This window comes from Companilactobacillus kimchii DSM 13961 = JCM 10707 (genome assembly GCF_001435445.1).
GTDB lineage: Bacteria > Bacillota > Bacilli > Lactobacillales > Lactobacillaceae > Companilactobacillus > Companilactobacillus kimchii.
In genome coordinates this window covers 57,584-66,401 of the sequence record NZ_AZDH01000020.1, presented here as the reverse complement: position 1 = coordinate 66,401, position 8,818 = coordinate 57,584, and the positions used below count along the sequence as shown (strand labels likewise).

General features: G+C 36.4%; 10 protein-coding genes. 7 read left to right on the top strand and 3 right to left on the bottom strand.

Annotation, left to right across the window (positions count from 1 at the left end; all coding sequences use genetic code 11):
* The 4 genes from FC97_RS10600 to FC97_RS10585 all read left to right on the top strand — a co-directional run.
* On the top strand, nt 1-489 hold a 489-nt coding region (locus FC97_RS10600; protein ID WP_200958249.1), incomplete at its 5' end, for an LPXTG cell wall anchor domain-containing protein.
* A 121-nt stretch (nt 490-610) separates the two neighbouring features.
* On the top strand, nt 611-814 hold the full coding sequence (locus FC97_RS10595) for a type II toxin-antitoxin system HicA family toxin (RefSeq protein ID WP_054643788.1): 204 nt from the start codon (nt 611-613) through the stop codon (nt 812-814).
* 150 nt (nt 815-964) lie between these two features.
* On the top strand, nt 965-2,377 hold the full coding sequence (locus tag FC97_RS10590) for an MFS transporter (protein WP_056968206.1): 1,413 nt from the start codon (nt 965-967) through the stop codon (nt 2,375-2,377).
* A 133-nt stretch (nt 2,378-2,510) separates the two neighbouring features.
* Complete coding sequence (locus tag FC97_RS10585) at nt 2,511-2,981, top strand: glutathione peroxidase (RefSeq protein ID WP_054643789.1); 471 nt, start codon at nt 2,511-2,513, stop codon at nt 2,979-2,981.
* Between the two features lie 18 nt (nt 2,982-2,999).
* Here FC97_RS10585 and FC97_RS13435 read toward each other — a convergent pair whose 3' ends face one another.
* Nucleotides 3,000-3,146 (bottom strand): hypothetical protein, encoded by a 147-nt coding sequence (locus FC97_RS13435; protein WP_156314124.1) that lies wholly within the window; start codon nt 3,144-3,146, stop codon nt 3,000-3,002.
* A 222-nt stretch (nt 3,147-3,368) separates the two neighbouring features.
* Here FC97_RS13435 and FC97_RS10580 point away from each other — a divergent pair, with 222 nt between their 5' ends.
* Nucleotides 3,369-4,427, top strand: coding sequence for an ABC transporter permease (locus tag FC97_RS10580; protein WP_054643790.1), 1,059 nt, complete (start codon nt 3,369-3,371; stop codon nt 4,425-4,427).
* A gap of 4 nt (nt 4,428-4,431) precedes the next feature.
* Nucleotides 4,432-5,109 carry an ABC transporter ATP-binding protein gene (locus FC97_RS10575; RefSeq protein WP_054643791.1) on the top strand — a complete coding sequence of 226 codons (678 nt, stop codon included), beginning with the start codon at nt 4,432-4,434 and terminating at the stop codon, nt 5,107-5,109.
* 31 nt (nt 5,110-5,140) lie between these two features.
* Here FC97_RS10575 and FC97_RS10570 read toward each other — a convergent pair whose 3' ends face one another.
* Both FC97_RS10570 and FC97_RS10565 read right to left on the bottom strand, forming a co-directional pair.
* Complete coding sequence (locus FC97_RS10570) at nt 5,141-5,563, bottom strand: hypothetical protein (RefSeq protein ID WP_054643792.1); 423 nt, start codon at nt 5,561-5,563, stop codon at nt 5,141-5,143.
* Entirely contained in the window at nt 5,563-7,086 is a 1,524-nt protein-coding gene (locus tag FC97_RS10565; protein WP_054643793.1) for a Y-family DNA polymerase, read from the bottom strand. The genes FC97_RS10570 and FC97_RS10565 overlap by 1 nt, the downstream gene beginning before the upstream one ends.
* 207 nt (nt 7,087-7,293) lie before the next feature.
* Here FC97_RS10565 and FC97_RS10560 point away from each other — a divergent pair, with 207 nt between their 5' ends.
* Nucleotides 7,294-8,766, top strand: a complete 1,473-nt coding sequence (locus FC97_RS10560) for an MFS transporter (protein ID WP_056968204.1) — start codon at nt 7,294-7,296, stop codon at nt 8,764-8,766.
* The last annotated feature ends 52 nt before the right edge of the window (nt 8,767-8,818 follow it).

Below are 8,818 nucleotides of genomic sequence, written 5' to 3'. Positions count from 1 at the left end.
GGCGGCGACGGAAATAACAACAACGGCGGCAACACAGGTGGCGGCGACGGAAATAATAACAACGGCGGCAACACAGGTGGTGGCGACGGAAATAACAACAACGGCGGCAATACAGGTAGTGGCGACGGAAATAACAGCAACAGTGGCAACATGGATGGTAATGCTGGTAACAATAGCAGCGGACAAACTAGTAATGGTGGGTTTGGAAGTTCAGTTGGATCTGGTGGTATTGGCTCTAGTGGAGGATTACAAAATGAAAGTCTTTCAAATAGAAACGGTCTATCATCCAATGGCCAAGTAATTGGTAGCGGAAGTATTGTGAAATCTAGCAATGCTGATGGTCAAAATGTGGCCGAAAAATCTAATAAAACTGGAATGTTACCTAAAGCCGGTGAAAAAACTGCAGGTGTTATTTCAATTGGAGGTGCACTATTAGCATTAATTGTAGTCATGTTCAAAAAAGTATTTAAGAAAAAAGAAGATCAATAAAAATAGTTAATATAAAAAACACAAAGTCTAGTTGATGACTTTGTGTTTTTATATTGTCGAGTCTATTGTTTTTGAACTGGACCGATATTGTGTACAATGATATATGAGAGGGGGTAATAATATGGCAATGAAACCCCAAAAGATCGTGAAAATACTACGACAACATGGTTTTGTTAAAAAGTCACAGAATGGATCGCACTTAAAAATGTATAATCCCAATACCAATGTGACGCTACCAGTACCAATTCATCATGATAAAGAGCTCGAACATGGAATTGAAAGCAAAATTTTGAAGCAGGCTGGCATTAAGGTTACCGATATTTAAATAAGGTTATGTAATGGACTTTTCGTTGAAAGAGTCATTACATAGCCTTATTTTTGTATCGAAATATGAATGAGTATAATGTTTTGGTTGCCAGCTACATTAAAAGAAGTCTACTATTAATAGTGTATTTTTAGTGAGAGAGGCTTAATTATGAAAAGCAAACATAATATTTTGACACTGTTTGCGACCAGTTTCATGTCGTTCATGCAATTGCTTGATGCCAGTATCGTTAATGTGGCGATACCTAATTTAACTAAAGATTTACATGTACCAATGAATCGGGCCGAATGGATTGTGTCGGTCTATCTGATTATGATCTGTATGTTATTGCTATTCTGGGGCAGAATGGCCGATCAAATCGGATACATTAAAATCTTTCAAACGGGGACTATTTTCTTTACGATTGGCTCATTAATTTGTGCTATGAGTCCATCGTTGTACATATTGTTATTTGGACGAATTGTTCAAGGACTTGGAGCTAGTATGAGTATGGCCACTAATATTGGTATTATCGCAATGATTTTTCCAATGAGTCAGCGTGGCCGAGCCTATGGTATCAACAGTATCATTGCTCAATTAGGAAATATTTCAGGACCTGGTTTAGGTGGCTTGATATTAAGTGTTTTATCTTGGCACTGGATTTTCATTATCAATATTCCAATTGGAATTATTGTTTATATCTATGGTCGTTTCATGTTTCCTAAGGAGAACCGTAGAGTTAAAGAAATATCTTATGATTGGATTGGTCTAATAACCTATGCCGTTGCAATAGCTAGTTTCTTTGTCAGTATTTTTATGGGACAGGATATTGGTTTCGGCAATCGAGCCGTTATACTGACCTTTATAGTTAGCTTGATATTCTGGATTGGTTTCTTCTATGCTGAGAAGCATATTAAATCACCGTTGATAAATTTCAAAATTTTTAAGATATCTCGTTTAACTTTAAGTCTAGTTAGTGCCTTGATAGTCTTTTCAGTCGGTTATTATGCCAACGTTATAATGCCGTTTTACTTAACTGACTTTAGATCATTAAGTACCTCACTAACCGGTTTGATTATGATGGCAATTCCATTTGCTAACGTAATTGCTGCACCGATTGCAGGTTACTTTACGGATAAATATAACGCCGCTAGTGTCTCAATCGTTAACTTGTTCATCTATGCCATTCCCATTATATTTTTGATGCAGGTCTCAAAAACAGACAGCTTAATAGTCTTCACATTCATGTTGCTGTTCCTTGGAATTGGTAATGGTGGATTTCAGAATAATCCAATGATTATGGGCTATGCGCCTCAAGAATATCAGGGAATTGCTGGTAGTCTGGCTGCCTTATTTAGAAATCTGGGTATGGGTATCGGGGTCAGTATAGCGACGACTAGTCTTTATTATGGTATGAGTTTGAAAGCCAATAAGCAGATTGCTTATTATCCAACGGCTCATCCAAACTGGTTTTTAAGTGGTATGCATTTTGCATATTTAACGGCATTAATATTGCTAGTTATTGCAATCGTTCTAGTTTATATAATTCATAGAATTGATACCGTCATGGAAAAGAAAAAGTAACTAAATTAGAAAGCATTGTTACAGAAATAATTCAAAAGTAACAATTCCAATAAATTAGTTGCTAACTTTGTCTCCTTAACTTTCTTTCTAGTATAATATAGTGAAAATTGAAACTAAGAAAGGCGGTAGAGCAATGGAGCCAATTTATAATTTTAAGGAAACTGAGATGAATGGTGGAATTATTAATTTCAGGGATTATCAAGGTAAGGTTCTATTAATCGTTAATACCGCAAGCAAATGTGGCTTAGCTCCTCAGCTTGAATCCATTGAGAAACTTTATAATAAGTATCGAGACCAGGGACTTGAGGTTCTAGGATTGCCCTCTAATCAGTTTCACCAGGAACTTGATAGTGATGAAGAAACGAGCGACTTCTGTCAAATGCATTATGGGGTTACTTTTCCCATGACTCGTAAGGTCATTGTAAACGGTCTTGACGAAGATCCACTCTTTACTTACTTAAAAGACCAATCAGGAAAGGGCCGAATTAAGTGGAATTTCACTAAATTTCTAATCAATAAAGAGGGTATTTTGTTGAAACGATTTGCTCCAATTACAAAACCTGAAAAAATGGAAAGCTTGATTATAGATGCTCTAAAGAAATAGATCTCACAACTGTGAGATCTATTTCTTTTCTTTTGTGAAATCTAACATATATTCAACCGCTTCATCTACGGATTTAAGATGATGTTTTTGACGAATCTCTTCTAATTTTTGTTGCGATTGTTTACTTAATTTTGAAACAGAAACCTTTTTCTCTGGTTTACTCATTGTCTAATTACCTTTCTAATGGAAGTGCTTTAATTGATAATTCTAATATAAGAACTTGTTTTAAGGCAAATAAGTTGTTTTATTCATAAATTAAATAAATTGTGTTCGAAACTTTGTAGTGGTAGGATTGCACCAACGTTAAGTAATCTATAAATAGATGAGATGTAATTGTGTTGTAATTTCGTTTATCAGACGTTAATTAAATGAAATGGTGGTGAGAATATGTTTCTAGCGATAAAGGAAATCCTCCACAATAAAACAAGATACTTCTTAGTTGTTTTTACAGTTTTTCTAATCAGTTATATGGTTTTCTTTTTAACCAGTTTAGCTGTAGGTTTGGCAAGGGGAAATCGCACAGCAGTCGATCAATGGAACGCTGAATCTGTAGTCGTTTCAAGTTATTCTAATAAGAGTTTAACAGTGTCGAATATTCCTGAGAGTTCTTATAAGGACTACGAGAGTAAAGACGTTGTGCCGGTTGGTCAAATGACCGTCGTTACAAAGCTTAAAGGTTCAGATAAAAAAATTAATACTAATATTTTCGGTGTTAACTGGAATAGTTTTATCAGTCCTAAATTGACGGCTGGTCGAATGCCGAAGAATGGTAAAGAGGTCATCGCTGATTCAAAATTGGGTAATGATAATATCAAGCTCAATTCTGAGATAAAAATTAACGGTAGTAAAGATCTTTATAAGGTTGTTGGTTTGACCGAGGATAATAGTTTCTTCACGGTACCAATCATCTTTACCAACATGAATACTTTTAGAACTTTGAAGTACGGTTCGGATCAAGCAAAGAATATCAGTGCCCTAGTTATTCGTGATAAGACTAAAATCAAGAAATCCGGATTGTCACAAATCACAATTCCCGATTTAATCAATCACATTCCGGGTTACACAGCTCAAATCATGGTCTTCGCCTTTATGATAGGTGCAATGATTGTTATTACCTTTTTAATCATTGGAGTTTTCATGTATATTATAACGATCCAAAAGATCAGTCTCTACGGTGTCATGAGGGCCCAAGGTATCAGAACAGCTAGGATTGTAGCGGCGTTATTCTACCAGATCATGATTTTAACCGCACTTGGAGCTGGCTTGGCCTTAGTAGCGATTGCAGCAACTCAATTGGGATTACCAAAGACAGTGCCGTTTTACAGTAATTGGCCGGCATATGGATTATTGACCTTAGCAATTATGGTTATGGCGCTATTGGGTGGAACCTTATCAATGCGCAAAGTTTTAAAAATCGATCCATTATCTGCTATCGAAGGGGGTTAAACTTATGCATTTAATTGAAGTTAAAGATGTAGTTAAACAATATGGTTCAGGTCGAACTCTAGTCGAAGCATTACATAAAACTAATTTTACCCTCGATAAAGGAGAATTTAACGCTATTATCGGACCCTCTGGTTCTGGTAAGACGACGTTATTGACTATTTTAGGGCTTTTACAGACACCATCTTCTGGCGAAATTTATGTCGGTGGAAAAGATGTTACTAAATTGAGTGCTAAGAAGAAAACCGACTTACGCTTTAATAAATTTGGCTTCATCTTACAGGCATCAAACTTGATTCCGTTTTTGACGGTTAAAGAGCAGTTCAAATTAGTTGATAAGTTTACACCCAGTCATAGGGAGACAATGAATCAGGCTGATTTGTTAAAAATGTTAGATCTAACTGATGTGGCAACTAACTATCCTAGTAATTTATCTGGTGGTGAACGTCAACGTGCTGCGATTGCTAGAGCATTGTATAACAATCCTGATGTGATTCTTGCCGATGAACCAACGGCCAGCTTGGATTCAGAGAGAGCTAACCAAGTTGTAAGCTTATTAGCCAAAATTGCTCATGAATATCATCGTGGCGTAATTATGATTACCCATGATACACGTTTATTAACACTAACTGATCGGGTATTCGTTATGCGAGATGGTACCTTAACAGAACAGAAAGAAGAGTAAAAGAAACCTCAGCCAATTTGGTTGAGGTTTTTTACTGCACTAATTTAATAGCACGAATATTAACGATAACAATGGAAGTTTCATTAAAAGTCACTCGGCCTTTTTGTGGTTCGATTTTTTGAAAGTATCCTTTGAGATGTTCATAATAACCAGATTCGTCATTAAAGTAATTCACATCCACTTTTAAAGGGTGTGTCTCTAAATATTTTAATTGATGCGTAATACGTTTTTCCTCAGCTGCTGTAGAATACTTTTTGCGAGTATAATCTTTAGTTTTATCTTTAATGAGACTGCTGAAACCTTCCAAAGCTCCAAAGGGTGCAAATTGTGCGGCACGGTCGATTTGTTCCATTGGTAAATGGCGTTTAGAAGAAGTGTAGGGTAAATCCATAATATCTTGATATGCTGAGGTGTCGTTAAATATTTGTCGCTCAATTAACTTCTTTTCGTCCATTATGCGTGATGCCCTCCAATCTGATTATTTCTTTCAATTGTGGTTGAGCCTTCTACCAAATCAGAAGCTTTTAAGACAATATTGCGACTGCCAAATCTCTTTTGTAAATCGAGAATGGTTTCCTGAATTTTGCGGTCACGATTACGTTCAATCTGAGAATGTTGATCTTGAATAATTTCCTTTGAAGTATTGGAAAACAAATCAGTCTGTTTAAAAGTTATTTGTTGCTGAGCCAATTTTTCATCGGTTAAATTATTAGCAGTGAGAGTGACACGTCGAATTAACAACTTACTGTTGATATTGTCTTCATAAAGCTTTTTGAAGGTCTGCCGTAGTTCATTAGATGAAGAAGTGAAGGCGGACATTTTAATATGATTGTGGGCTGGTTTAGGAGTTTTGCGACCATAGTAATCATCAACTAATTCGCCATTAAAACTGTTATCAATCTGCAAACTTTTAATATCGTAATCGACGATTAAACCAACACAGTTAGTTACCAATTTTTTTTGTACCAAATCGAGAGCCAGATTATCACTCATGCCACGAACAATTTTTAAGCCATCATCATAAGAGGTTGGTTTCATCAAAACCTGACTGGAATAGAATCCATGATTGTCAGATCGATAATTTTTAATATCAGCAAGTGTGGCTGTTTCGTGACCCCAAGCATGGTCAATCAATAGTTCAGCGTTCTTTCCGAATTCATGATAAAGGATTTCTTCATTTATGTTATCTGATAAACTGCCCAAGGAGCAGCGGGCAATATCACCCATTGTATTCAAACCTAGTTTTTCTAAACGTTTAGAGTAACCACGACCGATACGCCAAAAATCGGTTAGCGGTTGATGAGCCCAAAGTAATTGACGATATTGATGTTCATTCATTTGCGCAATCCGGACGCCATCTTGGTCAGCAGGGATGTGTTTAGCAACAATATCCATCGCTACTTTGGCTAAATAGAGGTTAGTCCCGATACCGGCTGTAGCTGTGATGCCAGTTTCAGCTTGAATCTGCTGGATAATAGTTTTGGCTAAAGTGTGAGCAGTAATATCATGTTTCTCTAAATAATCGGTAACGTCCATTAGAACTTCATCGATTGAGTAGACGTGGATATTTTTGGCCTCGATGAAACGCAAATAAATACCGTAAATTTCAGCACTCTTGTGCATGTAAAAATTCATTCGTGGCTTGACCACTTTATAGCCAATTTTGAGGGTTGGTGATTTCAATAAATGTTGGCGATCGATGGATGAATATCTAGTTAAACGGTGATGGGGAGCACTATTCATTTTTTCCCGATTAAGTTTGTAGACGATTCTTTCAACTTGAAATAATCTGGGACGTCCCGGTACGCCAAACTTCTTGAGGGCTGGAGAGACAGCTAAACAGATAGTTTTGTCAGTTCGTGAGTTGTCAGCAACGACTAGATTATCATTTAAAGGATTTAAATCATGTGCAATGCATTCGACCGAAGCATAGAAAGATTTCAAATCGATTGCCATATAAGTTCTTTCCTTAGTCATCGCTAAACTCCTCTCTAAAATTGTGCAAACATATGTTCTTTTTAAAATTATACCATTACAATTTGTACGTTTAAATGATTAAGTCTATAATTGAAAGATAGATAATTATTTTCAGTAAATATCATATTTATACGCTATGGAAATAAGACATTGCACTCTGTGTGGGTCTTATTTTTTATGTAATTTGTAGGGGAAAGAAGTAAGGATATGAGTAGGAATAGAAAAATTCTAGTTACGTTCGCATTAGTTTTGTCGAATATGATGGCTGGACTTGACGCAACTATTATTAATACCGCCTTGCCAGCAATCATCAGTGACTTGCATGGTATTCAATATATGGGTTGGATCGTTGCTATTTTCCTTTTGGGGATGGCCGTTTCAACACCGTTATGGAGTAAATTTGGTGAGAAACGCGGAAATAAGGTTGCTTATATCACAGCGACGATTGTCTTCATGATTGGAGCGTTATTCCAAGGATTGGCTCCTAATATTATTTGGTTCATTACCGCTAGAAGTGTTATGGGAATTGGTGCCGGAGGGATGAACACGATTCCTTTCATTATCTATTCACAAATTTTTAAGAACATTAAACGTCGTTCGCAAGTTATTGGAATTGCTTCAGCTGGTTTCAGTGGAACATCAATTATTGGGCCTTTAATCGGTGGTTGGATCGTTGACACCTTCAGCTGGCATTGGGTATTCTACATTAATTTGCCTTTAGCACTGCTTTCTATCATCATTATCGCTTTCTTCTTTAAGGTCAAAGAGAATCTCAATCATGCCAAAGTTGATTATCATGGTGCCATCTTGATGGTTCTAGGGTTATCTTCAATCTTAGTAGGTATTCAATTGTTGGGTGTTTCCTCAATTTTTGTTACACTAGGGTTCATCATTGTGGGACTACTGTTGATATTGTGGATGTCACGAGTTGAGAACCGAGTTGACGATCCAATCGTACCTAACCGATTATTTAAAAATGAAAAATTAGTAATCGATTTGATTCTGTTCGCTTTATTGTGGGGTTCATTCGTAGCCTTCAATATCTATATTCCAATGTGGGCACAGGGGATTATGGGTCTGAGCGCTCTAATAGGTGGTATGACACAAATTCCCGGAGCAATTGCTAACTTCATTGGTTCTGAGTTAGAACCTCTGATTCAGCGAAAAATTAGTCGTTACTCGATCATAGGTATCGGGGCAATTGCATTCTTGATTTCGTTTGCTGGATTGTATTTTGCAAAACAAACTGCTAGTTATACTTTTCTATTGATCATGGGTGTTTTTGAAGGATTTGGTGTAGGTATTTGTTTCAATGCTTTATTGATTGCTGTTCAATTTGATGTTGAATCAAGAGATGTACCGATCTCAACTTCATTTGCTTACTTGGTCAGAATCTTGAGTCAAACTTTCATGTCTTCAATCTATGGGGTTATTTTGAACATTGCTTTGATGCGCGGAGTTAGAGAGAGTCATGGTAGTATAACGATGGCAATGATGAATAAATTGAGTAATGCCGCTGATGCCAAATACTTACCACAACATTTGATTCCTGAAATGAGACAAATTTTTTTCCAAGGAATTCACAGTATCATGTTAACGGCACTTATTTTGATTATTTTGGTTATCATTATTCTGTTGTATCTTTTCAGACGTGAACACTTAAATCGCAGGGCTTTGTAAATATAAAGCCTTTTTTTGTTATAATCGGAGTAATCGCTTACAAATGTGAGGA